25 protein-coding genes and 2 pseudogenes are annotated in these 26,157 nt (G+C 69.8%); 8 read left to right on the top strand and 19 right to left on the bottom strand.

The genetic code is table 11. The features are described 5' to 3' along the window. Window positions 1-29: 29 nt before the first annotated feature. The 10 genes from ACZ6CZ_RS33255 to ACZ6CZ_RS33210 all read right to left on the bottom strand — a co-directional run bounded on the left by ACZ6CZ_RS33255 (window position 30) and on the right by ACZ6CZ_RS33210 (window position 10,442). Complete coding sequence (locus ACZ6CZ_RS33255; protein WP_469028786.1) at window positions 30-884, bottom strand: amidohydrolase family protein; 855 nt, start codon at window positions 882-884, stop codon at window positions 30-32. A gap of 47 nt (window positions 885-931) precedes the next feature. Next, window positions 932-1,915 carry an ABC transporter substrate-binding protein gene (locus ACZ6CZ_RS33250; RefSeq protein WP_469028784.1) on the bottom strand — a complete coding sequence of 328 codons (984 nt, stop codon included), beginning with the start codon at window positions 1,913-1,915 and terminating at the stop codon, window positions 932-934. Between the two features lie 61 nt (window positions 1,916-1,976). Further along, window positions 1,977-2,855, bottom strand: coding sequence for a hypothetical protein (locus ACZ6CZ_RS33245; RefSeq protein ID WP_469028781.1), 879 nt, complete (start codon window positions 2,853-2,855; stop codon window positions 1,977-1,979). Beyond that, window positions 2,852-4,072 (bottom strand): DUF3500 domain-containing protein, encoded by a 1,221-nt coding sequence (locus ACZ6CZ_RS33240; protein WP_469028779.1) that lies wholly within the window; start codon window positions 4,070-4,072, stop codon window positions 2,852-2,854. Before ACZ6CZ_RS33240 ends, ACZ6CZ_RS33245 begins: the two co-directional genes overlap by 4 nt. 74 nt (window positions 4,073-4,146) lie before the next feature. Continuing rightward, window positions 4,147-5,076, bottom strand: a complete 930-nt coding sequence (locus ACZ6CZ_RS33235) for a substrate-binding domain-containing protein (RefSeq protein ID WP_469028777.1) — start codon at window positions 5,074-5,076, stop codon at window positions 4,147-4,149. Beyond that, window positions 5,073-6,725, bottom strand: coding sequence for a thiamine pyrophosphate-binding protein (locus ACZ6CZ_RS33230; protein ID WP_469028774.1), 1,653 nt, complete (start codon window positions 6,723-6,725; stop codon window positions 5,073-5,075). Before ACZ6CZ_RS33230 ends, ACZ6CZ_RS33235 begins: the two co-directional genes overlap by 4 nt. Then, on the bottom strand, window positions 6,722-7,792 hold the full coding sequence (locus ACZ6CZ_RS33225) for an amidohydrolase family protein (protein WP_469028772.1): 1,071 nt from the start codon (window positions 7,790-7,792) through the stop codon (window positions 6,722-6,724). Before ACZ6CZ_RS33225 ends, ACZ6CZ_RS33230 begins: the two co-directional genes overlap by 4 nt. A gap of 64 nt (window positions 7,793-7,856) precedes the next feature. Then, window positions 7,857-8,717: an HpcH/HpaI aldolase family protein gene (locus ACZ6CZ_RS33220; RefSeq protein WP_469028770.1), complete on the bottom strand. Its 861-nt coding sequence runs from the start codon at window positions 8,715-8,717 to the stop codon at window positions 7,857-7,859. Further along, on the bottom strand, window positions 8,714-9,448 hold the full coding sequence (locus ACZ6CZ_RS33215) for an SRPBCC domain-containing protein (protein ID WP_469028767.1): 735 nt from the start codon (window positions 9,446-9,448) through the stop codon (window positions 8,714-8,716). Before ACZ6CZ_RS33215 ends, ACZ6CZ_RS33220 begins: the two co-directional genes overlap by 4 nt. A 199-nt stretch (window positions 9,449-9,647) precedes the next feature. Continuing rightward, a complete protein-coding gene (locus tag ACZ6CZ_RS33210) occupies window positions 9,648-10,442 on the bottom strand; it encodes an ABC transporter ATP-binding protein (RefSeq protein ID WP_469028764.1) in 795 nt (264 codons plus the stop codon). 623 nt (window positions 10,443-11,065) lie between these two features. On the opposite strand from ACZ6CZ_RS33210, the gene ACZ6CZ_RS33205 reads away from it, so the two are divergent. Beyond that, a complete protein-coding gene (locus tag ACZ6CZ_RS33205; protein WP_469028762.1) occupies window positions 11,066-12,277 on the top strand; it encodes a lactonase family protein in 1,212 nt (403 codons plus the stop codon). A gap of 243 nt (window positions 12,278-12,520) precedes the next feature. Further along, on the top strand, window positions 12,521-13,801 hold the full coding sequence (locus ACZ6CZ_RS33200; protein ID WP_469028760.1) for an MFS transporter: 1,281 nt from the start codon (window positions 12,521-12,523) through the stop codon (window positions 13,799-13,801). A gap of 65 nt (window positions 13,802-13,866) precedes the next feature. On the opposite strand, the gene ACZ6CZ_RS33195 is transcribed toward ACZ6CZ_RS33200, so the two are convergent. Further along, window positions 13,867-15,750, bottom strand: coding sequence for a TolB family protein (locus ACZ6CZ_RS33195; RefSeq protein WP_469028757.1), 1,884 nt, complete (start codon window positions 15,748-15,750; stop codon window positions 13,867-13,869). A 343-nt stretch (window positions 15,751-16,093) separates the two neighbouring features. On the opposite strand from ACZ6CZ_RS33195, the gene ACZ6CZ_RS33190 reads away from it, so the two are divergent. From ACZ6CZ_RS33190 to ACZ6CZ_RS33175, 4 genes are all read left to right on the top strand, one after another. After that, entirely contained in the window at window positions 16,094-16,786 is a 693-nt protein-coding gene (locus ACZ6CZ_RS33190) for a GntR family transcriptional regulator (RefSeq protein WP_469028754.1), read from the top strand. 120 nt (window positions 16,787-16,906) lie between these two features. Continuing rightward, on the top strand, window positions 16,907-17,293 hold the full coding sequence (locus ACZ6CZ_RS33185; protein ID WP_469028752.1) for a nuclear transport factor 2 family protein: 387 nt from the start codon (window positions 16,907-16,909) through the stop codon (window positions 17,291-17,293). A 498-nt stretch (window positions 17,294-17,791) separates the two neighbouring features. Then, window positions 17,792-18,289: a hypothetical protein gene (locus ACZ6CZ_RS33180; protein WP_469028749.1), complete on the top strand. Its 498-nt coding sequence runs from the start codon at window positions 17,792-17,794 to the stop codon at window positions 18,287-18,289. A 96-nt stretch (window positions 18,290-18,385) separates the two neighbouring features. Then, the gene (locus ACZ6CZ_RS33175) at window positions 18,386-18,934 is read left to right on the top strand and encodes an RNaseH domain-containing protein (protein WP_469028747.1); all 549 of its coding nucleotides are present in this window, start codon (window positions 18,386-18,388) and stop codon (window positions 18,932-18,934) included. Between the two features lie 173 nt (window positions 18,935-19,107). Here the strand turns inward: ACZ6CZ_RS33175 and ACZ6CZ_RS33170 are convergent. The 5 genes and pseudogenes from ACZ6CZ_RS33170 to ACZ6CZ_RS33150 all read right to left on the bottom strand — a co-directional run. Further along, window positions 19,108-19,655 (bottom strand): annotated as a pseudogene (locus ACZ6CZ_RS33170) (MFS transporter); the annotation flags it as partial. 17 nt (window positions 19,656-19,672) lie between these two features. Further along, the gene (locus ACZ6CZ_RS33165) at window positions 19,673-20,086 is read right to left on the bottom strand and encodes a hypothetical protein (protein ID WP_469028744.1); all 414 of its coding nucleotides are present in this window, start codon (window positions 20,084-20,086) and stop codon (window positions 19,673-19,675) included. Further along, window positions 20,070-20,478 (bottom strand): annotated as a pseudogene (locus ACZ6CZ_RS33160) (DnaB-like helicase C-terminal domain-containing protein); the annotation flags it as partial. The pseudogene ACZ6CZ_RS33160 and the gene ACZ6CZ_RS33165, both read right to left, overlap by 17 nt. Before the next feature lie 582 nt (window positions 20,479-21,060). Beyond that, the gene (locus ACZ6CZ_RS33155; protein ID WP_469028742.1) at window positions 21,061-22,197 is read right to left on the bottom strand and encodes a methyltransferase domain-containing protein; all 1,137 of its coding nucleotides are present in this window, start codon (window positions 22,195-22,197) and stop codon (window positions 21,061-21,063) included. A gap of 56 nt (window positions 22,198-22,253) precedes the next feature. Then, complete coding sequence (locus tag ACZ6CZ_RS33150; RefSeq protein ID WP_469028739.1) at window positions 22,254-23,171, bottom strand: radical SAM protein; 918 nt, start codon at window positions 23,169-23,171, stop codon at window positions 22,254-22,256. A gap of 692 nt (window positions 23,172-23,863) precedes the next feature. Between ACZ6CZ_RS33150 and ACZ6CZ_RS33145 the strand changes: the two genes are divergently transcribed. Continuing rightward, entirely contained in the window at window positions 23,864-24,490 is a 627-nt protein-coding gene (locus ACZ6CZ_RS33145; RefSeq protein WP_469028737.1) for a DUF6000 family protein, read from the top strand. 2 nt (window positions 24,491-24,492) lie between these two features. Further along, window positions 24,493-24,894, top strand: coding sequence for a DUF5958 family protein (locus ACZ6CZ_RS33140; protein WP_469028735.1), 402 nt, complete (start codon window positions 24,493-24,495; stop codon window positions 24,892-24,894). Window positions 24,895-24,963: 69 nt separating this feature from the next. Here ACZ6CZ_RS33140 and ACZ6CZ_RS33135 read toward each other — a convergent pair whose 3' ends face one another. From ACZ6CZ_RS33135 to ACZ6CZ_RS33125, 3 genes are read right to left on the bottom strand one after another with little or no spacing between them, the layout of a single operon-like run. Beyond that, window positions 24,964-25,425: a hypothetical protein gene (locus tag ACZ6CZ_RS33135; RefSeq protein ID WP_469028733.1), complete on the bottom strand. Its 462-nt coding sequence runs from the start codon at window positions 25,423-25,425 to the stop codon at window positions 24,964-24,966. Next, window positions 25,412-25,648: a hypothetical protein gene (locus tag ACZ6CZ_RS33130; RefSeq protein ID WP_469028730.1), complete on the bottom strand. Its 237-nt coding sequence runs from the start codon at window positions 25,646-25,648 to the stop codon at window positions 25,412-25,414. Before ACZ6CZ_RS33130 ends, ACZ6CZ_RS33135 begins: the two co-directional genes overlap by 14 nt. A 52-nt stretch (window positions 25,649-25,700) precedes the next feature. After that, entirely contained in the window at window positions 25,701-26,114 is a 414-nt protein-coding gene (locus ACZ6CZ_RS33125) for a hypothetical protein (RefSeq protein ID WP_469028728.1), read from the bottom strand. Window positions 26,115-26,157 lie beyond the last annotated feature (43 nt).

Genomic DNA, 26,157 nt, shown 5'->3' with positions numbered 1-26,157 from the left:
CTGCTCGGAAGAGGACGGTTGGCGGGCGGTCAGAGGCGGGCGAGGCCCGGGTACAGACGCCGGGCCGTACCGGCGAAGATCTCCTGCCGGTCTCGCTCCGGCAGCCCGGCGAGGACGTCCTCGGCGAGGGCGCGCAGTTCGGGCAGGGACTGCTCCGCCGCCGGCAGGTTGGAACCCCAGGCGATGCGTCCCGCGCCGAACGCCTCCACTACCGGCGTGAGGAAGCCGCTCGCATCCTGACCTGCGTCACGCAGCCGTTCCAGGTTGCGGTGGGTGAGCTTGAGGTGCAGGCCCGGGTGTACGGCGAGTCGGGCGACCTCGTCCCCGGCGCGGGCTGGGGAGGCGGCTATGTCGGGGTAGCCGATGTGGTCGAGGAGCACCTTCACACCGGGGAAGCGCTCCAGGAGTTCCACCAACTGCCTGGTGGCCGGGCCCAGACGCATCTGGAGGCAGACCGGCAGGCCGAGCTCCTCGGCCCGCTCCCAGAAGGGGAAGGTCTCCGGGGCGACGAACCACTCGCCCTGGGTGGGCACGGTGGAGCCGCTGGTGAAAAGCCGCACCCCGGCCAGGCCGCCGTCGCCGACTGCGTCCTTGAGCGAGTCGGCGGCGTCCGGGCGCAGCGGGTCGACGGTGCCGACGGCGACGAAGCGCCCTGGCCGGCGTCGGCTGCTGTCGACGACGTAGGAGTTGTCGTAGCCGTAGTGGGTGGTGGCCTGGACCAGGACGGCCTGGTCGATGCCGGCCTCGTCCATCCGGGTGACCATGCCCTCGGCGGTCACGGGCCGGGTCGCGGCCCACTCCGACTGCTTGCCCCCGATCGGCGCCTTGGGGTACGCGGTCGAGTCCTCGGAGATGATGTGGCAGTGTGCGTCGACGACGTCCACGGGTGATGCTCCCTTGTTTCTCGGGTGTGCTGGGTGCGCGGGGCGGCTCAGGCGTCCGGGTAGTCGCCCGCGGCGAACAGCGAGCGCAGGTCGGCGGGGAAGCCGGGGTCGAGCAGTCCCTGGTCCTTGGCGAACCGCACCATCGCGTCCAGGCTGGGCGCGTTGCTGTCGATGCCGTAGGGGACGGGGTCGCCGCCGATCTGTCGGCTCTGGCGGGCGAGCCGGGGCACCGCCGACCAGTCGGGGTGGGCCGCGAGGTGCTCGCGCTTGCTTCGCCCGAACGCCGCGTACAGCCGGGTCGCCAGCTCGGGGTCGCGCCTTACGAGCTCGGAGCGCAGGGCGATCAGCGAGTGCAGCGGGTAGACACCGGTCCGCAGGTAGTGGTCGGCGGCGAGGGCGCCGGCCTCGGGAAACAGCGGGTAGGGGCCGTCTTCTGCCCCGGTCTCCTCTTCGGCCGCCGCCGTCCAGTCGGCCCGGGGTGCGCCCGCCCGGCCGGTGCCCGCGTTGCCGGTCAGTGCGGCGTCGATTTCCCCGGCGCGCAGCAGTTCACCGAGGGAGCGGCCGTCGGTGACCCGTTCGACGTTGGCGGGAACCCGGCCCTCGATGTGGTCGTCGTCGTCCACCACCCAGGTGATCGTGTCGATGTCCACGCCGTACTCCTCGCGCAGCACCCCGCGTACCCACACGCCGGTGCTCACCGAGTAGGCGCGGACACCGACCCGGCGCCCCTCCAGGTCGCGGGGCACCCGGATACCGGAGTGCGCGGCGCACTGCACGTCGCCGTGGTGGAAGCGCCGGTTGAGGAACACCGGCACCGCGGTCAGCGCGATGCCCTCCTGGCGTGCCATCAGGTAGGAGACGGGCGCCAGTTCGCAGACGTCGAACTCCAGGTCCCTGATCATCCGCCGGTAGGCACCGATGACTGGCTTGACCTCCACCGGCTCGACCAGGTACTCACCGATTGCGGCGTCGCCGTCGAGCAGCGGCCGCGCGTGCGGGTAGTCCCCGAGGACCACCGTGAGCTTGTCCATTCCCTGTACCCTGTCCTTCGCTTTTCTCTGATCTGTGGGCTGGTCGTCTCTGTGGCGCCGGTCAGCCGCCGAGACGGGCAGGTGTCACGCCGAGTGCGGCACAGGTCCGGTCGACGAGTTCGTCGTAGTCCACGGCTCGCGGGATCACGTCCTGCTCGAGCGCGTAGGCCGCGGCCTTGGTGAAGGCGGCACGCAGCCCCTCGAATCCCACCGGGTGCAGGGCGACCGGTCCGCCCTCCTCCTTGGCCGTGAGCACCGCCCGCATCGAGTCATACGCGGCGAGGACGGCGGCGGAGTGCTCGGCGGCGGCTGCCTCGGACACCCCGACCACGTGGTTGACCGGGATGAACCCCTGGTCCTTCGCCCACTGTTCGGCGACGCCTCGGGCGCCGTCGATGGCGGTGCGGATGCGGTCGTCGGAGGGCAGTTCGTTGCCCATGATCCCGAAGTCGACCCGGCCGTCGAGGAAGTCCGCCGGCAGCTTGCTCCCCTGCGGCGCCCGCGTCACCCAGGACGGGTCTTCGGCGCCTTCGACGTGATGGCCCTCGTACGTCGTCCAGTCGGCCTTGCGCAGATCCACACCGTAGCTCTCGGTGAGGAACCCGCGCATCCACACACCGGTGGTCTGGCTCCAGGCGCGTACGCCCACCCGGTGTCCCTCGACGTCGGCCACCGACAGCTTGCCGAGGGTCACCAGGGTCTGGTGCTGGTGGCGTCCGAGGGTGGTGACCGGCAGCAGCAGCACCGGCTTGCCGTAGGCGGAAGCCTGCAGAACGGTCACGATCGCCAGTTCGCACAGGTCCACGTCCGACCGGTTCACGAAGCCGCGGGAGGCCTTGTGCACCGGCTTGACGTCGACCCGCTCCGGTTCGGCGCCCGCTTCACGGGCCGCGGACGCCGCGGCTGCCGCGAGGTCGTCACGGCCGAGCACCAGCTTCATTTGTCTCTCCTCGCAGACGTGCGGGTGGGGGTCGGGCGGGGTGCCTGTCGTGCTGGCTGGTCAGGGTGGGCGGGCTGCGGCCGGTGGTGCCGTTCGTGGTGCTGACGCAGCAGGTCGATGCCGTAGTCACCGCCGTTGGGGGTGCGCACGATGGTGTGGATGTGCCGGCGCGAGGGGTAGTCGTTGCCGAAGTACACGCCGGGCATGTGCTCGAACTCGATGAGGATCACCGGGCTGTGGAAGCGGTAGTAGAAGGTGCCGTCGGGGTCGCCGACCCAGGCGAAGTGGGTGTCGCCCTCGTGGGCCAGGACCTCCTCCATGCGCACCCGGGCGTGGTGGTCGCCGGCCCGGTTGACATAGCGGCCGAGGAGCTGGACGGCGGTCTGCCGCTGGCCGGCCGACATCTGGCTGATCGGCAGGCCGCGGTAGTCGAGCTGGAAGTTGTCCCGGAAGGCTCCGACGAACAGCTCCGACGGCATCGTCTCCGCGATGACGGCCCGCTCCCGCTGCCCGGGATCGAGGTCGGTGAACAGCTCGTGGCCAAGCGCCTCCTCGTGTCGGAAGGCCACCGTCCCGGCGAATTTCCCGCCGCCGGCCATCACTGGCTCGGCGCCGAGGAACGTGGGGGTGAGGACCATCTGGTCGCCGACGAAGACGCAGTTGATGTTGACGTGGTGCCCGTCGAGCTGCCAGCCCCACGGGCCGCCGTTCTCCGGCTCTCCGTAGAGGGAGAACCAGTACAGCAGTTCGTTGAGTCCCTGGACGTCGCCGGTCAGCTCGCCGATGGTGCGGTTAAGCCGCATCAGGTCGATCATCTGGTCGTAGCCGTCGGCGCTGAGGCTCTCGCGGACGACGGCCAGGGCACGGCCGCGCCCGGCGTCGTCGAGGTCCTCCAGGCAGATGCCGTGGCGCAGGAAGTAGCGGGCGCCGTTGTTCCAGTGGCGCCAGCTCACGTCGTCGAGTGGGAACCGGCCCTCGGCGAGCTGCTTCTGCGTCAGGCCCGCCAGGTAGTCCTCGGCGGCCCGGTACACCGTGCTGACATCCGCGCCCGTGGAGCGCAGCGGGAACAGTCCCGCCGCGATGCCGCTCGACGTACTCACGCCACGGAACGGCTCCTGCGCCGCCTTCACCCGCCAGGCGACCTTCTCGAGCAGGTCGGGTGTCCAGACGTCCGGCTTGCGCGTGGGCGCGTTGCCCCGCTTCCGCAGCGCCACCATCGCTGCTCCTCCTTTCCGTGTGTCCGTGTGTTCTTACGAGTGCGCCGCCGGTCGGCGGCCCCGGCCCGGCCGCCTCACGCGTCGAGGAAGGCCGTCCTCGCCTCGATTGCGGCGACGTCCACCGGTGCGCCGATGAGTTCCTGCTCCTGGGCGTACCGTGCGCCGACCTCCAGGCAGGCAGTGAGCGAGGCGCTCCAGCCGGCCGCGACCGCCCGCCCGGCGGGCGAGTCGTCCCGCTCGCCCGCGGTGTCGGCGATCGTCTGCTTCAGGGCCCGGTAGAAGGTGAGCACGGCGTCCGGGGAGTCCCGCAGGACGTCGTCGCGCACCACGAGGAGGTGGTTTGCTGGGATGGTCCCGTGCCGTTCGATCCAGGCGAGGCCGGCCTCCTCAGCGTCCGGCACGAGTGGGACGAGGCCCGCGCCCTGGCCGCCGATCGCCTTGGGGCCGAGCACCGCCGCCGAGACGTCCTGGGAGCGCAGCAGGTCGGCGACCCGCTCGGCCTTGGACCGCTCCACGTACGGCGGGTTGACGTACTGGGCGACGTGGACGTCCTCGGTGGTCACCCAGGTGACATCACAGGACCTGACGCCGTACTCCTCCTGGAGCCAGCCGCGTACCCACAGGCCGGTGGTCTGGCCGTAGGCGCGGACGCCCACCCGCCGCCCGGTGAGTTCGTCCGGGCCGAACGCCGGGGTCTGTGGCAGCCGGGTCAGCGCCCGGTGGTGGGTGCTTCCCACCAGCACCACCGGCAGCAGGGTGACCGGCACGCCGGCCTCCCGGGCCTGGAGGTAGGTGGCCAGCGGCATCTCGCAGATGTCGTAGGCCAGGTCCCGGACCATCCGGGCGAAGGCCGGGGGCAGCGGGGAGGACTCCGGGTACCGGCAGTCCACCCCCGCCACGGGGGCGGCCCCCTCCTTCAGCGGCCGCGTGTGCGGGTAGTCGCCCAGCAGCACGGTCAGCGGGGTCCCCGCCGCCGGCACGGGGGTCCCGTCCTGCCCGCTCATACGTCCTCGCCGTACTGGATACGGCGGTACGGGGTGCTCAGCACCTCGCGGGTGATGCGGACGTCGATCACGGTCGGCCGGGGGGCGCGTACGTACTCCGCGAGGGCGTCGCGCAGCTCCTGCGCGGTGCGGACCGTGGCGCCGCCGCCGCCGAGGGCCTCGGCGACCGCGCCCAGCTCGGGGGTGGAGATGGTCGCCAGTTCCGGGTCGAGTCCCTTGGCCTTCGCCTTGTGGTACTCGGCGCCGAGGCCCTGGTCGTTCATCACGACGACGAGGAGCGGGATGTCGTACCGGCACGCCGTCTCGAACTCGGGCAGGTGCATGATGAAGCTGGCGTCGCCCTCCACCACGAAACCGGGCTTGTTGCCCTTCGCGACCATCTGGCCCAGGGCGATCAGCGGGGCCTGGCCGATGGCGCCGAACATGCCGTAGTTGGAGAGCACCTCGCGGGAGCGCTGGAAGAGCATGGTGCCGAAGTCGGTCTGGTGACCGCTGCCGAGCACCAGGCCCATCTCGCCCGGGAGTTCGTGGTCGAGGATCCAGATCGCCTCGCGCGGGTCGAGCCGGCCCAGTTCGTTGACGTACTCAGGCTGGGTGAGGCGGGCGGTGAGGTGGTCGCGGACCCGGTCGGTGTGGAAGCCCTCCAGGCGTACGGACCGCTCCTTCAGCACCTTCGTCAGCTCGGTGAGGGCGGTGACCGCGTCGGCCTGGAGATAGCAGTCCGCGGTGCGGCCGTTGCCCATCACCAGGTGGGGGGCGGTGTCGATCTGGATGTACTTGGCCTCGGGGTAGAGGTAGCCGCTTTCGATGGTGTAGTGGTTCAGGCTGGCGCCCACCGCGATGACGCAGTCGGCCTCCTGGAGCAGCTCCATCGACAGCTTGTCGCCGAACAGTCCCGACAGACCGACGTGGAAGTCGGTGCGGTCGCACAGCCAGTTCTTCGCCTGGAGCGTGGTGGCCAGCAGAGCGCCGGTCCGTTCGTGGAGGGCGAGGATCTCCTCACCGGCGTCGGCGCCGCGTGCGCCCCGGCCTGCGATGATCACGATGCGCTTGGCGTCCTGGATCAGGTCGCAGGCAGCCTGGACGCGGGCCGGGTCGGGCAGCGGCCGGGAGCGGTCGATGAGGTCGGTCGAGGGGATGTAGTCCTCCTCGTAGTCGTCGAGTTCGGCGACCTGCACGTCGAAGGGCGCGCTGATCATGACCGGGCGCGACTCGGTGCGGGCCAGGTAGAAGGCCTTCTGCACGGTCTCCTGCGCCTGCTCGGGCCGGGTCACCTGGAGGAATTCGCACTCGATGGCGGCGGCGAAACGCCGCTGGTCGAGGTACTGGGTCGCGCCCTCGTCGCCCAGCGGGGTCTCGCCGCAGTAGGCGACCAGGGGGGTGCGCGCCCGGCTGGCGCAGAGCATCGAGGTAGCGAGCTGCGAGACACCGGGGCCGCTGGTCGTGGTGACCACGCCTGGCTGGCCGGAGCCTCGGGCCCAGCCGTCGGCCATGCCGAGGCCGGAGCCCTCGTGCCGCACCTCGTACAGCCGCACGCCGCGGTCGGCGAGGGCGGCCATCCAGTGCATGTTGGCGTCGCCCATCATGCCGAAGACGTCGCTGGTGCCTTCCTTGACGAACGCCTCGGCCAGCGCCTCGTAGACCTTCACTTGTGGGACTCCTTCACGTTCGCCGCGGCCGTCGCCCGCGCTTTCAGGACGTCGTCGAGCCGGGAGAAGACCCGCAGCGCGTTGCCCCCGTAGACCGCCTTGCGGTCCTCCTCGCTCAGGCTGTCGATCGAGTCGAGGGTGTACTTCGTGTCGTCGAAGCGCCGCCCGGTCTGCGGGTCCACGCTGCGGACGGCGCCGATCATCTCCGAGGCGAACAGGACGTTCCGCGCGGGAATGATGTCGAGCAGCAGCTCCATGCCGCGCTTGTGGTACACGCAGGTGTCGAAGTGGACGTTGCGCAGGACCGACTCCTCCAGCGGCGGCCGGCCGCGGTCCTGCATCATGCCCCGGTAGCGGCCCCAGTGGTACGGGACGGCGCCGCCGCCGTGCGGCAGGATCAGCTTCAGCGTCGGGAAGTCCTTGAACAGGTCCGACTCGCACAGCTGCATGAACGCCGCGGTGTCGCCGGCGAGGTAGTGGGCGCAGGTGCCCTGCATGGCGGGGTTGCGTGACATCGCGACGTGGATCATCGCGGGAACGTCCAGCTCAACCATCTTCTCGTAGAGCGGGTAGTAGAGCCGGTCCGTCAGCGGCGGCGCCTGGTAGTACCCGTCCGACGGGTCGGGGTTGAGCAGAGCGCCGACGAAGCCCAGCTCCTCGACGCAGCGTTCCAGTTCGATGACCGAGTTGGCCACGGATGCGGGCAGCGCGTCCCCCGGGGACTGCGGGAGCTGGCACACGCCTGCGAACCGCTGAGGGAAGAGTCCGCACACGCGGGCGATCAGGTCGTTGCTGACCCGCGACCAGTCCAGGCTGGTGCGCTCGTCGCCGTAGTGGTGGGCCATTTTGCCCGCGCCCGGCGAGAAGATCGTCAGGTCGGTGCCGCGCTCGATCTGCAGCTTGAGCTGTCCGTTTTCGATGGCGGTACGGATCTCGTCGTCGCTGATGCGCAGTTCGTCGGGCGAGACCCGCGCGCCGGACTCCTCGAACGCCTTGATCTGCTTCTCCCGCCACTTGCCCAGCGCGGCGGGCGCGGTGGTGAAGTGGCCGTGGCAGTCGATGATCATGTATCACTCCGGAACTCGCGTCTGCGGTGGTCGCGTGGTGGGGGGCGGGGCAAGGAGGCGGCCGTCAGCCGCGGCCGGTCAGCTCCCGGGCCCGCGCAAGACCCGGGTAGGTGCGTACCGGCGCCGACATCAGGAACCGGTAGCCGTCGTCGAGCGCCTGCTCGACGTTGCCGGCCGTCACATGGGGGTGGCCGACCGCGACCCCGCGCTCGTTGCAGATGTCGAGGATCCGCCGCTTGCACTCCTGGACCCGCGGGTGCTCGTACTGGCGGGGCAGGCCCAGTTCCTGGCTCATGTCGCCCTCGCCAATGAGGACGAGGCCGATGCCGGGTACCTGGTCGAGGATGTCCGGCAGGTTCTTGATGCCGAGCTGGTCCTCGATCATCAGGCCGACCAGGATCTCGCCGTCCGGGTCGAGCGGCCACACGTCCGCCTTGGCGTAGTACTCGATGTTGGAGATGCCCCAGTATCGGGTGGCCGCGTGCGGGCCGTCGCCGCGCAGCCCCGCCGGTTCGTGGCGAGGTGTGCCGGGCAGGCTCGGGTAGCGGCAGGCGGCGACAGCGTTGCGGGCCTCCTCCACTGTGGAAATGTGCGGCCAGACGATGCCGAACGCCCCCAGGTCGAGCGCCTGTTTGGCGTGCCACTGCGCCTTCTCCGCGCCGTTGGCGGGGATGCGCACCAGCGGGGTGACGGCGGGCGCGAGGCTGTCCGCTTCGAAGACCTGCCGCCGGCTCAGGAGGTACTGGAAGCTGTCCTTGAGGGCGTTGATGTCCCAGGGTTTGTGTTCCATCTCGAACACCACGGCGTCGTAGTCCGCGTTGCTCAGCTCGATCGCGGAGGTCGGGTCGGCCGCCGCGAAGGTCGCGAAGACGTGCTCGCCGGCGGCGAGAGCGCCGATCACCTTGTTGAACCTGGACGTTGTCATCGCCGGCCTCCCTGGCCGAGTGCCTCACCGGACGTGTTCTCGGGGCGGTGCGCCTCCTGCGGCGCCGTGCCCTGCCGCCTCGGCCGCCGCCCGGTCCACCAGGCGCGCAGACGGGCGAGCAGGCCGGTGGGCCGGGGCGCTGCCGTGGTTGTGGCGGGTCCGGCGGGTGTCGTGGATGTGACGTAGGTGGTGGCTGCCGTCCGCGGCGCGGCGAAGTCGGCGGCCGGTGCGGCGGTGAGCGGCCCGGCGGGGGTCGGCTCGGTGGAGGCCGGGTCGGTGGGCTCGGCGCACCGCAGGACCAGCTGGTCGGTGAACTCCTTCGTCATGCGGGAGACGACCATGCCCGCACCCGACTCGATCAGCTTGGCCAGCTTGCCGTTGAGCTTGATCTCGCCGTCGCAGAGAACCCGTGCGGTGCCTGAAATCTCCCCCTCGGCGACCCGGAAGGTGGCGCCCGCGCTGAAGCGGGTGGCGCCCTGTCCGTCCGCGCCCCGGGCCGTCAGACGGCCCTCGTGCGCGGGTTCGTCCAGGTCGAGGGCGACCCGGGCGGCGAATTTGACCCGGATGCCGCCGAATCTGATGGCCAGGGTCCCGTCGAAGGAGCCGTCGTCGTGCGACGGCCCGAGTTCGGCGCCGCCGATGCAGGACACGACGGCCGAGGGGTCGGAGATGACCTCCCAGACACGTTCGGGCGGACTCGGTACGGCGATCTCTTCTGTGATCGATATCAAAGCGGTGAACCTCACTCGGCGGCGGGCACGGGTTCATGGGCAGGCAGAGGCATGACGCCGCGCCGGCAGGGCGGCTCCGGGGGGAGCGTCCCGGGCGTCGGATCCGGCAGCCCGTTCGTCGGAGGGCGGGCTGCGGGCGGGCTTGTGGTGTGCGGGTGGGCTGGTGCGTGGCCGGCTGTGGTGTGCGGCCGGCCCGGTGCTACGCGGCGGCCTCGCGCTCGGCGGCGAAGAGACCCCAGAGGTCGTTGTAGAGCTCGGCGAACTCGGGTGACTTCACGAGCGAGCCGATGCGGCGCGGGCGTTCGAACGGGACCGGGAGGATCCGGCGGATCGTGCCGGGTCCCTTCGACATCACGACGACCTCGTCGGCGAGGTAGATGGCCTCGTTCAGGTCGTGCGTGACGAAGATGAGGGTTCCGTTCTGCTCACGCCAGATGTTGAGCAGTTCCTGCTGGAGTTCGAGCCGGGTGATGGCGTCGAGCGGTCCGAACGGCTCGTCCATCAGCACGATGGACGGGTTGTAGATCAGCGCCCGCGCGATCGCACAGCGCTTCTGCATGCCGCCGGACAGCTCCCGGGGGAAGTGGCTCTCGAAGCCGGTCAGGCCGACGAGCCCGACCCAGTGGGCGACGCGTTCCTCACGCTCCTCCTTGGGGACCTTGCGGAACTTCAGCGCCAGGCCGATGTTGGCCTTCACGCTCAGCCAGGGCAGCAGGTGGGAGTGCTGGGTCACGTACGCCGCGTCGGAGTTGACGCCGCTGACTTGTTCACCGGCGTAGTGGACCTGGCCCTCGGTGGGGGTGAGCAGTCCCGCGGCCAGGTTGAGGATCGTGCTCTTCCCGCATCCGCTGGGTCCGATCACGGCGACGACCTTGCCGCGATCGACCGTGAACGACACGTCTTCGATCGCCGGGCGGTGCGTGCCGGGGAATTGCAGGGTGACCTGGTCGAGGCGGAGTGCCTCCGGGTGGGAGTTGCGCTGTTTCGTCGACATAGCTGTCTCCTCGACCTCCTCCTCGCGGAGAGACGAAGCGGGGCCGTGCGCTCGCGCCTGGTGGGGCGTTGTTGTGTGACGGTGCGGTGGAAGGGGGTTGCATGAACTGCTGGTGGCGATGCGGCTGATGGCCCGGTACGGAAGGCACGGGAGCGGCTGGATTACGCCGCCCGAGCGGTGGTGGTGAGGCCGCCGACGGCAGGATTGTCTGACAAGCGATGACGGGAACGTAACACCGCCGACACGCGGCCACAAGAAGTCCGTGGAAGAAACATTCGATCTGTCACGCCCTGCGCTCCCCCTGTCCAATATTGTTAGACAAGATGGGAAGCGGCGCTTCACGGAGGTGCGGCTACGGGTGGGCTGGAACTTAACGTCCGGCCTCGGGTGGGTCACCGACTCCGCAGGGCGCCCGATTTTGCGGCGAGCACCTCTCGACACGGTGGAGATTGTCGAACAAGCTGTACACGCCAAGCGGCGACCGACCCCGAGAGTTGCCGATCGCTGCACGTGTCTTGCCAGGGCGGCGCGTCCGTCGATACCTTCCCTGCATCTCTTGTCAGACAATCTTGACGGCCGGGGCTGTCGTTCCGCCGTGCGAACGGAATAGGACCCTCCTCCTGATGAACGCGTCCGCCCATCTCCCCGCGGGACGGCCCTCCCGCCGCACCGTCCTCGCCACCGTCGCCGCCTCGGCCGCGGCCGCCGGACCGCTGCTCACCGCCGGACCGGCCGCCGCGGCGCCGCAGCGGGCCGGGGACCTGCTCTACATCGGCACCTGGGGGCAGGGGCAGGTGCACGCGGTGCGGTTCGACGCCGGCCGCGGGACCATGACGCCCCTGGGCGTTGTCGCGGAGGTCAGCGCTAACTGGGTCGCGGCACATCCCACCCGCCCCGTCCTCTACGTCGCCGGCAGCGAGCAGGGCGGCCACATCCGCGCCTTCCGCATCGACGACGCCTCGGGATCCCTGCGGAAGATCGGCGAGGTCACCACGGAGGTGGCTGCGGCCGGCAGCGGCGGACTGTCGTACATCGGGCCGACCGCGGACGCGCAGGCGCTGCTCGTCGCCGACTTCGCGGCCGGCTCCGCGGTGACCGTCGCGGTGGACCGGGACGGCGGCCTCGGCACGGTGACTTCACGCGTGCAGGAGATCGGCTCCGGGCCCAGCCCCCGGCAGGCGGCCCCGCACCCGCACCACGTGGTGCTCGACCCGCACCGCAGGTTCGCCCTCGTCGCCGACTTCGGCGCCGACCGGGTGTTCGTCCACGACTACGACCGGGCCCGCAACCGACTGATCGGCGACACGTCCGACAGTGCCCGCAGCACCTTTGCGACGGCCCCCGGGTCGGGCCCGCGGCGTCTGGCCTTCCACCCGGACGGGCGGACGGTCTATCTGCTCAACGAGCTCACCGCCGACCTCCAGACCCTGCGCTGGGACGCGGCGCTCGGCATCCTGACGCCCCGTCAGGTCATGTCGACGAACTCGCCCGAGCACACCGGGAGCACCAGCGCCGCCGAGCTGGCCGTCAGCCGCGACGGCCGCCACGTCTACGCCTCCAACCGGGGCGAGAACGCCCTGCTCGTCCTCGCGGCGGCGCCGGGGACCGGCCTGCTCACCGAGATCCAGCGCATCCCGTGCGGGGGCGTCACCCCATGGAGCTTCGCCCTGCACCCCGGCGGCCGCTGGCTGTTCGTCGCCAATGAGGCGAGCGGTACGGTGAACCTCTTCAGCGTCGACCGGGCGTCCGGACGCCTCACGGACACCGGCGCAGAGGTGGCCGTGCCCTTCCCCGACTCCTTCGCCTTCCGCATCCCCGCCGCCGCACGGCCGTGACCGGCAGGCCCCCCCCGGGGGCCTGCACCAACGGCCCAGGAACATCGGCGAACCGTGCACGGTGCCGGCGACAACCCAGCGGCCGGCGCCGCCGGCAGACGGCGCGCGGCGGCGCCGGCCTCCCGAACGGAGCGTCATGACGTCTTCGCGGCCGCACCCGGCCGTCTTCCCCGCCCGCGCGGTGGCCGCCGCCGCGCCCGTACGGCAGCCGCGGCGCGGGAGCGGGCCCGCCCCGGTACGCCGGTGAGCGGCGTGCACCACGAGCCGCCGCCCGCCGGGGCCGCCGCGGCCACGGGCGCCGCGTCCGCCGGCGGCCCCGGCGGATTCGCCTCGCTGCGGATCAGGAACTACCGCGTCTACACGTTCGGCCAGTCCACGTCCGTCGTCGGCAACTGGATGCAGAACATCGCCGCGGGCTGGCTGACCCTCGAACTGACGCACAGCGGCACCATGCTGGGCCTCGTCACCGGCGCCCGGTACCTGCCGGTCCTGCTGCTCGGCGCCTGGGGCGGACTCGTGGTGGACCGCCACGACACCCGCCGGCTGCTCGCCCTCACCCAGGTCTCTTTCGCTGTGCAGGCCGCGCTGCTGACGGTGCTGTCCGCGGCCCAAGCGGTGACGCTGCCGCTGCTCGTCGTGATCATGCTGACGCTCGGCCTTACCAACCTCTTCGACAACCCCGCCCGGCAGAAGCTGATCAGCGAGCTGGTCGACGCCGAGCACCTGACCAACGCCATCGCGATCAACTCCACCTTCGTCAACACGGCGAAACTCGTCGGCCCCGGCATCGCCGGATTCGTCATCGCCGCCCTGGGGGTGGTGCCGTGCTTCGCCCTGGACACCGTGTCCTTCCTGGCCGTGCTCGTCAGCCTGGCCATGCTGCGGACGTCGGAAATGAACGCCGCCGAGCGGGAAGTGCGCGCGAAGGGGCAGATCCGCGCCGGGCTCGCCCACGTCCGGCGCACCCCGGAACTGCTGTACCCGATGGTCATGGTGTACGTGACCGGCATCTTCACCTGGGAGTTCCCGGTGAGCCTGCCCCTGCTCACCACCTCGGCGTTCGGGGCGGGACCGGCCGGTTACGGCGCGGCCACGGCCCTGATGAGCGCGGGCGGCGTAGTGGGCGGGTTCGTGGCGGTGCGGCGGCGCCGGCTCAGCACGCGCTCCCTGTCGGTGTCGGCGGTGATCTGGGGCGTGCTGATCTGTGCCGCGGCCCTGGCGCCCAGCCTGCCGGTGGCCCTGGTCCTGCTCATCCCCGTCGGCGTCGGCTCCCTCACGTTCAACTCGTCGGCCAAGACGCTGATACAGATGGGGGCCACGCCGCAGATGCGGGGCAGGGTCATGGCGATCTGGTCCATCGGCTGGATGGGCGGCACGGTCATCGGCGCGCCGCTCGTCGGGGCGGCCGGCGCGTTCCTCGGCCCCCGCAGCGCCCTGCTCGTCGGCGGGGTGACCGCGGTGGGCGCCGGGGCGGTCGTGCTGTTCCTGTCGCGGCCCGGTCGGGGCGCGGTCGGGAGACCCTGAGACGGCGGGGCGGGGTCCCGAGCGGCCGCGTGGTCGTGGCGCGCCGCCGCTCCCCCGCCCTCTCGTCACTGGGTGAAGACGCTCTGCGGGAGGTAGAGCGGCATCGAGTCCTCCCACTGGCTGTCGGTCAGCATCTTCTTGTCGGAGCCGTCGGCGTTCATGCTGAAGATCTGCCCGTACGGCTGGAACGTGTTGTCGTACAGCGCCGCCTCCTCCCGGAATCCGTACATGCCGCTGTTGTAGAGGATGCGGCCGTCGTAGTTCCACACGGCGTGGCCGTCGTTGGCCCCGCTGCTGGTGAGCACGCGCAGGCCGGTTCCGTCGGGCTTGATGGTGCACACGTCGAAGTTGGTCGTGCTCGTCCTGCGGGTGAAGAGGATGAGCTTGCCGTCTGGCGACCAGTCGGGCAGGTTGTCGGCCTCGGTGGTGAGCACGGTCGTCTTCCTGGTCACCAGGTCGAGGATGCGAAGCCCCTTCGCGTCGTTGCCCCACACCCGGTAGACGATGCGGTTGCCGTCCTGCGAGTAGCTCGGGAAGCCGGCGTTGACGGTGCCGTCCGTGAGTGCCTCGCACGACGATCCGTCGCTGCGCACCCGCATGAGGGTGGCGGTGGTCGTGGCGCGGGTCTGGAACCAGCCGCCCAGGCCGAAGGCGATCCACTTGCCGTCGCCTGACCACGCAGGCCGGAAGGCGCCGGAAAGGCCCTTGGCGACCATCGCCGGGTCGAGGCCGGAGGCGGCGGAGTCGAAGACGACCTTCTGGTCCGAACCGTCCGGGCGCATGGTGACGATGGAGGAGTTGCCGAGCTGCTTGTCCGTCATCGCGAGACGGCCCTGCCGCGACAGGACGGGGAACACGTCGCAGAAGCGGTACTCCCAGTCCTGGTCCCAGCTGTAGAGCGGGGCGTCTAGCTTGCGGGTCGTGTAGTCGACCTTCTCGTAGATCACTGACTTGCCGTCGGGCGACCAGACCGGCGAGCGCATGGGCCGCTTGACGCCCGGCCGGGTGCCCGACACATAGGCGAGGCCCTCCTCAGCGCCGCCCTTGACGAGGTAGCCGATCTCGTCCGCGCCGACGTACTGGGGCGCGACCTTGAGGTTCGGGCCGGAGGTGTGCTCGAGGCGCGCGCCGGTGGCGACGTCGACGGAGACGATCTGCGAGGCGACCTGGCCGATGGCCTCCGGCCGGTGGGCCCCCCAGGTCCCCTCCACGGTGATCTCGTAGAAGACGATGCGGGAGCCGTCGGTCGACCACTTCGGCGAGCCGAGGCAGTAGCCCTCGCGCGTGGCGACCTGACGGAAACCCGTGCCGTCCGCCCGGATGACGTAGATGCTCAGCTCCTGCGTGTGCTCCCAGCCCGCGCCGTTGTCGTGCCCGCGCCAGGTGGTGTTGCGGTCACTGGAGAAGGCGATCCACCGGCCGTCAGGCGACCAGGCGGGACGGAAGTGGCCGTCGGGACTCTCGGGGTCGCCGGCGAGGCCCGTGGCGCCGGTCAGGTTGGTGCGCTTCTTCGTGGCAAGGTCCAGCAGCCAGATGTGCGTCCTGTGGTCCCCGCTCGTGGACACGTAGGCCACCTTGGTCCCGTCGGGCGACGGCACCGCCCAGTCGTCCATCGCCGGGCCGACCACCAGGGGCTCGACGCCCGATCCGTCGATGTCGGCACGGTAGAGGCAGGAGTTGCCGTCGCCGGTACGTTCCGAGGTGAAGAACACCGACGAGCCGTCGGCGGAGAAGCCGGCGTGGTAGTCGAACGCTGCGTTCCGCAACAGCGGCCGCTCGTTCGTCCCGTCGGCGTCGGCGATGCAGAGGGTCGAGGACGACGGCCCGATCCGGTTCATCAGCAGCACGCCCTTCTTGCCGCCGGCGGCGGCCGCGACGGCGAAGGACTTGGGAAGGAGCGCGGCGCCGGCGACGGTGGCGCCGGCTATGAGGAACGCTCGACGTTTCATGTCAGGTGACATCGCTGGAGTCCCTTCGTCGGCGGACGGACGCCCCCCGAGGGCCGACTGGAGAGGTGTGAGGGAGACGCCCGCCGCGCAGATTGTCGAACAAGATGCGAGCGAACGTAACACCATCGAAATGCCACCACAAGGCTCGACGCAGAAAACCGCAGCATAGGACCAACCAACCCGGCCCTAACCATCAATTCTGTCCGACAATCTGGCGGCGCACGTCGGTCAATGCGCAGTCAATACCCGCTTTCACCCTCGGTTGCAGCCGGAACACCGCGCCACGCCGTCGGCTATGGTTCCCGCCTCGGCTCTCCTCTTTTCGGAACGCAAAGGCGGTCACGTGGACAGCGGCAGCAACGATGTCGAGCCCGGGACGAAGGCGTCGGGCACCCGCTACAGCCAGGCCTACGAGGGCCTTCGCGCGCTGCTGCTGTCGGGAGACATGGCGCCCGGCACCCGGCTGACCGAGGCGGACCTGACCCGCATGTTCAACGTATCGCGCAGCACCATGCGCACCGCCCTGGCACGCCTGACACAGGAGGGGTACGTCACCAGCGAGGTCAATCGCGGGGTGCGCACCAGAAGTTTCAGCGTGGAGGAGGCCGCGGACATCCTGGAGGCCCGCGAGACGCTGGAGGCGGCCCTCGCCGGAAAGGCCGCGGAGCGGGCCACCGAGGAGGACATCGCCGCGCTGCGGCACACCCTGGAGGAGATGGAGCAGGCGCAGACCCGTGGCGACCAGGCCGCCTACTCGCAAGGCAATCGGCGCTTCCACCAACAGGTCAAGGAGGCCGCGCACCAGCACACCCTGGCCCGCGCCTACGACACCCTGCTCTACCCGCTGGTGATGCGCCAGTACCGCAACCTCGCCGCTCCGCACCCCAGAACCGGGTCACTTCAGGAGCACCAGGTCATCTTCCTCACCATTGCGACCCGCAATCCGGAGGCCGCCGTCGCGGCGATGCGCCATCACATCGGTTCGGCCCGCCGGGCACTGCTACTGGACAAGCCTGCGGGGCGGCCCGACCTCTAACGAGTTGGCGCGCGATAGCGGATGAAGCGTCGTGCCGGGCAGGTGACATGATCCGAGTACGGCGATCATGGGCAATCGGGCGGTGCTGGCGCATCGGCTGTGTCCGGTGGAGATACATCCATGGACGGTGCAACAGACGATGTGAACCAGGCGATCGCGGGCGAGTTGCAGCTCATGGATCCGCGTGTCCGAGCCTCGCGGGAACGCGCCGCGCAGCTTCTCGACCCGGAGTTCGTGGAGGTCGGCGGGTCGGGGCGGCGATGGACATGCGAGGAGATGCTCGCCGAACTGGCTGACCACGCGGGCAGTTCGCCGGATGGTCCTCGCTACGAGCCCTCGGAGATCTCGGGAATGCTGCTCGCTCCGGGTCTGGTGCACCTGACCTTCGAGACCATGCTCGGCGAACGCAGGACCAGGCACAGTTCGATCTGGCGCAAGAGGGATCAGACCGCAGACTGGCGGATGTATTACCACCACGCCACACGCGTGCCGCCCGCAGTGGACTGAAACCACCGGCACCTCGCCGACGAACACGACACCCTGCCTACGACCGCCCCGCCGGAACACCAACCGGCCGGGCGTCGTCGTCCCCCTTCGTGTGACGCTGCCGCCGCGCCACTGAGCACCCTGCCGATCTCTTCCTCGCTCGCACCCCAGTCGGGGAGCGGGCCACATAACCCACCTACGGGGCGCGCCGGTTGGCAGCGGGCCAGTTGGAGGGTAGGACGTGTCGCCCTGCCCGACCCGCGGCTGCTGGTCTCTGCCGGGGCGACGGCGGCACTCGCGCGGTACCTTCGGCCCCTTCGGCAAGGGCGGACCGGCGGGCTGGCCGTGCTGGAGTGTTCGCCAAGGCCGACATGCCAGTGCGCCCGGGGGGGGAAGGGGGGCAGCCCAGGGCCCTCCGTCACGGGGGGGGCCGGATCGTGTCTCTCGTCCGTCAGCGCGGTCGGTGCCAGCATCGAAAGGCGGTCGACGGGATCATCTCCTGAAGGGGATCATGTGTAGGTGTCGCCGATCGAAGCCGCAACCGATGACCTGCAAGACCTCGCTGTTCTCTGGAGTATCGGCGAGGCCCATGCTCACGATGTCGTCGAGGCTGCCTGCGCGGCACTCGTTGCCGGACTAGACAGCCCGGCACTGCGCATTCTGGCCGGATACACATGGGCCGAGGCGGAGTACGACGTTCCCGACTTGCTTCCCGTCGTGCTCGACGAGCTGGACCTCGTGTCCTACCCGCGCGACAGCGAGGCCGGGCAGGACGCTGCCGTGCGGGCGCTCGCGCACCAGATGCTGGCGGGCCGGCTGACGCCGCGAGAGCTTGCTATACGCATCCACCAGCGGTTCGGCCACCAGCTACCCCTGGCCGAGCGCCTTGCTGAGCTTGATGACGAGTACGACACCGTCGAGTACGGGAACAGGACGTTGGCTCAGCTTGATGCCGAGGTCACGGCCGAAGCTCGGCGTCTGGCGCATGATCGGCCCGACCAGAACCTACATTCGTAGCGATCGAGCCCTAATAAGCGGTCGTCAGCAGAAGCAGGTAGCTGAACTGTCCGGTTCTTGCTCGCCACAGTCCGGCAGCCTTCTACGATCCGGTGCATGATGGAGCCCGAGCTGCTGGAATGGATCATCGCGCGGCACGCGGAACGACGAGGTCCGCGCTCGGGTGACGGCCGCGATCGCCTCCCAGTGGGGCCCCCGCGAAGACTGGAAGGCCGTCGAAGGCGTCGCCGAACCCACCGCCGGCGGGCGTATCAACTCGCCACCGACGACGGCACCGTCACCTACCCCGACCTCCTGCTCGTCAACGTCCCCCGCACCTGGGCCGCCGGCCGCTTCGGCAAGGACGAGACACGCTTCGACAGCAGCAGCCAGAGCAAGAACGGCTACGCCCACACCGCCACCCGGTTCACCGTCATCCCCCAGAGACCCGACGCCGACTGCGACCTCATCGGAGCCGCCGCCGCCGTCCTGACCAACCAGGGCATCACCTCCGACGTCCGCCAAAGCACCCCCACCCCCCTCCATCTCGCCCGCAGGATGGACTCCACCCACCCCTACTACCGCCGCACCGCGGAGAGCACCGAGGACGCCCCCAATGCCGCCGATGCCGGCAACACCGCGCAGGAGGAGACAACCAGCCTGTAACCAAGGCGCGCTCACCCCGACGAGGAGGCGCTCGAGGCGCCTTCCGTCCTAGCGGATCGACGGCGAGGAGACGTCGGTCGAGGTCGAGGCGGACAGCGCCACCAGAACGGCCCCCTACCGTCCACCATCACTTGCTCCCAGACACGCTCATCCGCCAGCGGCTCCTCAAGCCAAGCTTCGGTGGTGGAGTAGCCACGTTCGAGGAGGAGCGGTACGAGCGCGACGACGACGGCGGGACGGCGAACGCGGAGAGGGGCAGGGCGGCGGCCAGCATCTAGAACAGGCGGCTGCGTGCCACCGTGTCCGCGCCGCCGGTGGCGCGGGCGGGGGCCGGTGGTGCCTTCGGCCAGGGTGCGTTGAGCGCAAGAGCGTGGGCGGGGATGGTGACGACAGCGAGGACCAGGGCGAGGACGGCGTAGGTCGCGCGCCAGGACAAGTGGTTGGCGAGCGCCGCGGTCACCGGGGCGAAAATCGTGGAGGCCAGGGTGACGATGGTGAGGGCGCGGATCTGGTCGGGGGCCCACCAGCAGGTGAGGGCGGCGAAGGCGGGCTGGTAGAAGGTCGCGGCCATCGAAAGTCCGGCAAGCAGCCAGCCGGCCACGAAGACCGGCAGGTTGGGGGCTGCGGCCACTGAGAGGATGCTCAGCACGCCGAGAACCGAGCCGACGGTCATCACGGTGCGCGGGCCGCGGTGGTCGATGATGCGACCCAATGAGGTCAGGCCAAGAGAAGCCGCCGCTACCGGCCTTGGGGGCCGGCGTCCCCTGCTCGCGCGGCGGCCGCCGCTACCAGCAGGAGCCAGCCGTCGACCTCGACCGCCCGCCGCTCCCCCGGCTGCCACCCACGGGCCAGCGCCACGTCGAGCAAGGCGCGGACGGCGCCCGGCTCGTGCAGGTTCAGGTCTGCGCCCCGGGTGAAGCCGACGTCCCCGGAGCCGAAGGGGGCCCCGCCCGGGACGTACCGGCCGGGCCCGTCGGCAAAAACAATGCGCAGTGGGCCGCCGGTGCCGGCTGGCTGCGGGGACAGCGTAAGTATTTGGCGGCAGTCCACGGACCGGCCATCGTGGTCCCTTCGATGGCCGTGGCGCATCGTCCACATGTACACGAGCCCGTCGGCGACCAGTCGGCGGGGCTTTTTAGAAGAGCGGGGCATGCGAGACCCTACAACGTGGTGGCCAGGTCTGCGCCATGTCCACGAACCGGCTGTAGTGCAACTGGCCGGCGACGGTGATGGTGGCGGTCGGCCCGTTGCGGTGCTTGTCAATGATCAGTTCGACCTCGCCGGCGTGCGCGGACTCGGGGGTGTAGGCGGCAGCTGGAGTTCCCTGGCGAGGCGCTTGAGGGAGGTGCTGATCTCCGCGACCTCCCGCTCGCGTGACTCGGGGCGCCGGCCGCCGAGGGTGATCAGCTGCATGTAGTCGATGACCACCAGGCCGAGCCTGGGCTCGCGGGCCTTGAGGCGGCGCAGCTTGACTCGTTGATGTACAGCGGCGCGGCTTGAATGGCGGGCAGGTGGCGGGCGATGCGGTGCCAGTCCTCTTCGGTGGGCAGGCGGCTGATGGCGACGATCGCGCGGTCCAGGCCCTGTGTCTCGGACACGGTGAGCTTGGCGAGTTGAGTGAGCGCGGGGTCCATCATGATGACGCGCGAACGGCGCGCGCCGCGCTCAGGCGACACGCGGCTGCTCGTCCGAGAGGCGGGCGTCGCGGGCGGTCTCCCATGGCACGCCGGACTCGGGCGAGGGGTAGCCGTTGGCGGCGATGTCCTCCAGGACCGAGGCGAGGACGTCCGTCTTGGCGCGCTCCGCGGCCGCGTAGACGCGAGCTGATTCGGCGGCCTGCTCATCGAGGGGCTGGCGAGCGGGCGCGGGGCCGGCTGCGGCTTATCCGGGGCTCCTGGGCTTCTGTCTGGCGTGTGTCACCACGGTATCGCCGGGGCGGACCGCCGGCTTCCGGTCGGGATGAACTGGAACTCATGTCGCAGGAGGCTGGCAGCAGTACACACGGCCGCGTCCGGATGCCATCCACCGTTCGTCGAGCAGGGGCAGATCATCAAGGGTGGACGTTGGACAGCACAGGCCTGATCTGGGTCCGGGGTAACGCAGTGTGGTGGACGTGGTGCCCCCGATCATTGTGCGCCGATGGTGGCCGACCAGCCGCTGCGGTTGAGATGGCAGGTGCCGTCCGGGTCGATGCGCACGGCCGCACGCGAAACGGGCAGATCGCCGTCGATGACGAGCCAGGTGCGGATGCGGTCCAGTTCGTCCCACAGCCGGCGTGGGCCGCTTTGGTGGACGGTGGGCAGTTCCCGGGCTCCTGCTGCCGTGGCACGGGCCCAGGAGCCGTCCGGGTGCAGCATGTAGGCGGTGCGGGCGCCGTCCTCGGCCGTCTCCATGCGGTGTTCGATACCGGGAACGGTGAGTTCGAGGGTGGAGCGCAGGTCCCAGGTGCTGCTCACCCGCATCACCGGATAGCACCCCGTGGTGATGCTCTCGCCCTCGGCCTTCCGCGCGGTCTCCCACAGGCTGGCGTTGTGGGGAGGGCGGGGATAGTCGTCCCCGTGGCGGGTGGTCATGAACCCGGCGGGCTCGGGGGCGACTTTGCCGGTGGCGCCGCCGTCAGCTGTTTTGTCCGCGACGATGATCAGCCCTGTTCCGGACAGGGTGGTCACCATGCGGCCGCCAGGGTTGAGCGCCTTGAGCCAGGAGGGGGGGATGGCCGGCACGGAGACGGTGGAGATGATGCGGTCGTACCTGCCGGGTAGCTCGCCGGTCACGTCGCAGACCTCCAGGCGCGGCCGGTGGCCCGCTGCGTCCAGGCGGTCGCGCGCCGCTTGGACCAGATACGGGTCTACGTCCACGCTCGTGACCCGCCGGGCGCCGAGGCGCTGGCACGCCAGGGCCGTTCCGTATCCGCTGCCGCAGGTCAGCAGGATGCTGGAGTCGTCGGTGATGAAGGCGTGCTGGTACATCTTCACGACCAGCGCGGGCAGCGTGGCCGACGAGGTGGGCCACGTCTCCGCCACCACGGTGCCGCAGGCAGCATGGTCGGCGTGGTGGGGGCCGACGCGGGTGATCACACTGAGGCTGTTGTCGTAGGCACTGTTCATCCACGCGTCGGGGTCACTGGCCCCGTCGCGCAGCTCGTAGGTCCACGTCCCGTCCTGCTCGCTGCTCGTCCACCACCGGGGCACGAACAGGTGCCGGGGTGTGACGGCCAGGGGCCGGTGCCAGCGGGACTCGGGTCGTACGGTCTTGTCTGCCATCCTGGCGGCGTGGTCGACCCACCTCGTTGGTGCCCGGTCCATGAGCAGGGCCTCCTTCACAGACGCGTGGGCACGCCGGCCATGGGCGGACCCGTCACCGCGGGTGCGTAATCCATCGGGTTGCAGGGTTCGTTCTTGCCGGGGTCGCAGGAGTCGGAGTCAGCCGGCTGGCAGTCGGGGTTGCAGGCCGTCGGGTCGATTTTCCGGGGAATGCTTGCGCGTGCGTCGGCCCACTGGGCGCTGGACAGGACCGACTCCAGGTCCGCATCCAGGACGTTGCCCGCGCTCAGGAACCGCCCGATCTCGCATACCGCCACATCGCCGCTCGGCAGGACGGTGGCTCTCTGGTCTCCGCATCGCCCGCACAGTTCGGAGGTGGACGGCAGCGCGGTGCCCGCGGCGTTGCCGACGGCCCGCACCTTCCCGACGTGCACGGCGTGTACGCCGAGGGCCTGCAATTCCGCGCGGGCCCGCTCGGCGCGCTCGTGGTCACCTCCGTCGAGGACGGCGACGTGCAACGGTATGCCGCGCTCGACAGCTTCGATGATGTTCGCGCGCGTGGCCTTGTGCGAGCCTTTCCGGCCGGTGACCTCATCGTGCTCAGCCGGCTCGCTGCTGTGGTACGTCGTCGCCAGCCGGACGTTGGGATGCTCGAACAGCCACCAGTGCTCGTCGCGGATCCGGAGGAAGTTGCTGTAGATCCGCACCCGGAGGCCGACAGCCACCCCGCGCTGGACGATCAGGACAAAGCTGGGATGAAGAGTCGGTTCGCCGCCAATGAGCTGGACCTCTTCGGCGCCGAGTGCGACGGCCTGGTCGATGGTCCGCAACCAGTCGTCCTCGCTCATGCTGCCGTGGCCCCGCGCCGGTCCGGACCCGGCGTAGCACAGCGACGGGCAGGTGAACTGGCAGCGGCCGGTGATCTCCAACGACAGGAACCGCAGTCTCGTGGGCGCCTCCAGAGCGACGGTCATGACGTGATGGTAGGTGGCAGGCCAGCAACTCGTCCTGCGATATGGCCTTCTACATCGCGAGCGGACCCTGGCGGCGAAGACGCCGGCGGGGCCCCGGTGAAATTCGGCGGTACCGGCCAGCAAGTGTCCGGGCGGGGGCCGTCACGCTTCCCAGGGCGGTCGGCCAGCTGCTGGAAAGCGGGCAGGAGCGAAGCAGAGCGCGCCGCGCCTCCCCGACGGTGCCGCATCCCGGGCGGTCCTCATCGGGTGCAGCAACTTCGACGACATCGATCTGCCCGCGATTCCCGCCGTGAAATCCAACCTCGCGGACCTCCGCTCCGCGCTCACGGATCAGACGCACGGCATCCTGCCGCCGGAACACTGCCGGGTGCTGGCCGATCCGACCGATCACCTCACGTGTCGTACAAGCCGTCCCACGGCGCGCTGAACCCCAGCCGGTTCGGGTAGAACTCGGCCCAGTCGTCCTGTTCCTCTCCCTCGGGATATTCCCCGACCGAGCCACTGCATCCGCTGGGCCCCTTTGAGGCGCTGGTGGGTGTTGGTCTCGATCTCCAGCAGCCGGAGTTCCTGGGCCAGGTCGAGGCGGAGCATGGGGCACCTGACACAGGCTTCTCTGAACCAGTAACTACGGTCCGTTGAGGCAGTCGGCAAACCTGTGGCACATGAGTACCGTCCCGGGCCAGGATGCGGCTATGCGTGATGTCCAGAGCGATCCCGGGTTGCAGGATCTGGTTCGGCGGTTCGTCACGCCTGATCGGCGATACCTTCGGTTGGGCGGGAGCGTTTTCCGGTTGAGCCCGGTCGAGCGCTCCGCGTTTGTGCGGGATCCGGCTCAGGCTGCGTACGAAATCACTCCGGCGGAGCTCGGCGTCCTCTTCGAGGGTGGATGGCGCGAGCGCAAGACTGCCGCCTGGCTGGTTGCTGTGGCCCACAGGCCTGAGTTTCGCGAGCTCATAGGCCGGCTCCTGCTGGCCAGCGAGGGGCCGTATGCGGGCGCGGCATACAGCGTCGCCCTTGCGAAGTTCGGTACTGCAGCGGATGCCGAACTGCTCAGCGCATACCTTGATCACTACTTGTCGCGTCCCGACCTCGACTGCGACCAGGCAGTCGTTCTTGCAATGCTTCTGTACCTCGATGAGATTCTCGGCTCCGAGTACACGACACGGTTCCTTGCCCCGGCCGGTCCCTGGGACCGATGGCTCGAAGTCCGGGCCGTGGCGGCTCTCGACCTGCATGACTGTCGGCAGGCCGTGCAGCAACTGTGCGCTTTCGTCGACGAGACCGCTGAGGTCTTCGCCTCGCTGGCCTGCGGGAGCTGACCATGACCGAGCGGGACATCATCCTCAACGAACTCGCCCAAGGACTGCGCCCGATGTCACAGGGCATCGAGTGGTTCGACACCCACAGCCCGGAGGAGCAGGCCGAGATACTCCTGTTCCTGTGCCACCACTGCGTGCAGGCGCGCGCCGTCACCGAAGACGGACCGGAGAGCATCCGACGTGCCGGGCTGCGCCCGACACACACCCCGGCGGTCTTGATCACCTGCGGCCCGATCGACCAGCAACTGGGGAAGATCGCCGGCCTCACCCCTGTCGACGAACGACGCAAGGCGTTCCGGCTTCTGGTCGAGGTCCTCGCGGTCGCAGACGAACGGCGCCGCGAACGCTTCTGCTCCGGCGGATGCGGTCACTGGTGGCACAACTTGCCCGTCGCCGACGGGTGAGGACGAGTCCCCCGCCGCTGGCCTCCGCCCCTGGACTCCCTGTGCGGCAAGACGGACTGACGGCAGTGTTCATGCGCTCGTGTCGTCGGCGGCGGAGCCGATCACCGCGCTCAGGGCCTGCAAGGCGTCATCGTATTGGTGGCGGTCGAACTGGAACGGACCGAATGCCACGTAGTCGCGGGTCTTGCGGTGGGGTTGCTCGAAGGCGTCCCAGGTTACGAGATCCGCTGTCGCGGTGATGCGGGCCATGAGCGGCCAGCACCCCCACTCACCGCATTCACAACCGAGGACTGGGGTCTTCGGCCCCATCGCGCTAGTGGGCAGCCCGAGGAAGTGGTCCTGCATCGGGCCGAACCGGAAGAACTCCGGAATCAGACCACCGTAGGCATCACCTGCAGGCTGCATCCCGGCCGCGATCTCGTACTCATCGATCAGCTCGGTGAGTGGTGCTCCGTCGATGTGAGGGACGACCACGAGCAGACCCCTGTCGCCACGGTGCTGGCAATCGAACCGGATCTCATTGCTGATCATCCCGCGATTGTCTCAGCGACCCTGCTTCCTCCTTCTGGGCGGGGTGAGCCGGGGCCTTGCGCCACATGCCGAGGTTGATCGCCACGCTGCCGGGCGCAGAGCCGGTCTGGTCGATTCTGGATTCGGCGCCGGCGAGGTTGACGCGCAGGCCCTCGATTTCGCCGAGCCAGCCCTCTTTCTCGGCTTCGGCGATCCGGTCGAGGAGGTTGTCGCGGATCTTCACCAGGCGGCCGCGCTGGGCGGGGTAGGGACGCAGGAGGAAGCAGCGGACAGAGTCAGGAGCGCCCGTGCTCGCGGTTGAGCTCGTGGTAGCCGCGGAAGTCGAAGAACCGCAGGCCGTCGATCACCGCTCCAGACAGGATTTCCGGCAAGGTCCAAGGGTGGGGGGTGTAGTCGTCCGTTGCCACGCCTCCCTGCTCAAGCAGCAGAGCGATCATTCGGTGAACCTCTGCGGTGCCGTCGATTCGCCCGGAGATGTCGATCTGCACCGCCCAAGTGGGGTGATGTCCGATGGCTGCTTCGAGGATCGCAACATCCTCAGGATCCCAGTCGGAGAAGAGGTAGCCGGTCTGCTCATCGTCGAGGTCGATGTAGAGGTTGCCGTCCAGAGTCCACGGATTGCACTGCTCGGGCAGATTGAACCGTTCCGGGTTCGGTAGAGACTCGATTCCGTGAAAGGATCGAGTCATGGCACGCCCTTCCTCCTACCCCGCTGAGCTGCGTAAACGAGCG

The sequence above is a fragment of the Streptomyces sp. NPDC041135 genome (assembly GCF_055592085.1).
This window is presented reverse-complemented; position numbering and strand designations above follow the sequence as displayed.